Consider the following 1,778-nt stretch of genomic DNA (forward strand, 5'->3'; position numbering starts at 1 on the left):
GCCGCCGGTTTCCCGACGGCTGTGCCCGTGTATTCTGTGAGGTTTTCGCTCCCTCTACTTTATAGAATACGGAGATGAAGTTTGAACAGCAAGTATTACGCAACTCAAATAAAACGATTGGCGCAACTGCTCATAAAGCATTGAAAATACTGTATTTTTGTGATATACTATATTAAAATCAAATTTCTAAAATAGTGTTGCAACTGGAAAATTCAAAACTTCAAAACTTTTTTGAATTTTTGCAAAGGGACATTTATTGGACACTTAATATGTTAGAATTAGGATGGAGGGCAAGAAACTATGCGTGAAAAGGTTGACTATTTTACCGCCGACTATCGTGACGGTAGAGTACATATCGGCGGCAAGGTATATCAGGCAGGATATTTCGCCACCCATCTGCTCAATCAATTTTATGAAAACGATACCGCTGCCCGCATTTCCGTGTTCACAACGGATAATTGGCATTTAGAGCAAACGCTTGAAATCGGGTATATGGATAAGAAAGATTTCCTCGGAATCGGCAATCGTATGCTGAACATCTTTCAGGCGCTCCCTTGGCTCAGTCCCTTTAATATGCTCGACACCAAATCGGAACGGGAGCGTGTGGCAAATCTCTTTACCGAGGAAACTTACGCAAAGATAACGGAATATTGGAAATGTAAAGCAGAGGTCTATTCTATGACCGATGAGCAGGCTTGGCTTGACCGTGTTCCCAAATCCTACGATAAGGAATTCATGATAGAGGCACGGGACTTGCTTAATGAGGTTTTCTTTACACTGGATTTCTATAACGATCTGACAGAGGATATGCAAAAGGCTTTTTACGCTCTGCGGAAGTTCGTTTCCTATATAGATGAAGCAGAACGCTTTGACGAGGAACATCTGCTTCCCATAGCGTTAGAGGTATTCGGTAAAGTTTCTTTCCCTGTGCACACGGAATATGTAGGTATCAAGAAATCCAGCCGCAGTAAAACGGCAACGGTGGCAAGACGATTATATTTTGAGAATTATTACAGCTTTATTCTCACAGATTTCTTTGAGGGTCTGCATTACGGGCATTATCCGAGGCAATGCGAGATCTGTAAAAAGTATTTCCTTATGACCTCTGCCCGTAAGCAAAAATACTGTAACGGTATTTCCCCTTATGAATACAACGGTGAGAAGCAAACTTGCAGACAGTATGCGGTTATAATGGGTAAAAAGGAAAAGGTGGATGCCCACCCGATACTGAGCATCCACAAAAAGCGTTGTAACTGCATCCGAGCCGAGCTATCCAAAGGTACGATCACAAAAGAATTTGCGGCAGTAGCAAAAGAGATAGCAGACGAGCTGAAAACATTAGCGATCCACGGCGATGGGTACACCGCCGAGCAATTCAAAAGAGATATGACACGGGAAGCGTTATATACGCTGACTGACAAACGATTAAAGCAGCGGCAGTAAAAACAGATTGGAGGTGAGTGCCGTGAAAGAATGGCAAAAGGAATTATATATTTACCGTCTTTCTCCGGCACCGCCGAGAAAAGACGATCTGCAGGAATATATTGATTTATACCTTGCCGAAAAAGACGAAAAATATCTGTCTTGGTTTCTGCATTACTATGAGCCAACCCTTAACACCACCGTTATGGGTATCGTACAGCGGTATTCAATGTTCGGGCATTTCCTTGATATAAAGGAAGCGTGTGTACTTGGTATCCTGCGGGCATTGGAGGAATATCCAAAAGATTGTAATACACCTTTTATAACCTACAAAACCCGTATTATGTGGGAGGAAA

General features: G+C 42.4%; 2 protein-coding genes. Both read left to right on the forward strand.

Annotation, left to right across the window (positions count from 1 at the left end; genetic code table 11):
- The first annotated feature begins 300 nt into the window (after positions 1-300).
- A complete protein-coding gene (locus tag ACI4L0_RS00685) occupies positions 301-1,443 on the forward strand; it encodes a DUF6076 domain-containing protein (RefSeq protein WP_439798249.1) in 1,143 nt (380 codons plus the stop codon).
- Positions 1,444-1,465: 22 nt separating this feature from the next.
- Positions 1,466-1,778 (forward strand): hypothetical protein (locus ACI4L0_RS00690; protein ID WP_439798250.1); only part of this gene is annotated, 313 nt, incomplete at its 3' end.

The organism is Treponema sp. (assembly GCF_051883275.1).
GTDB lineage: Bacteria > Spirochaetota > Spirochaetia > Treponematales > Treponemataceae > Treponema_D.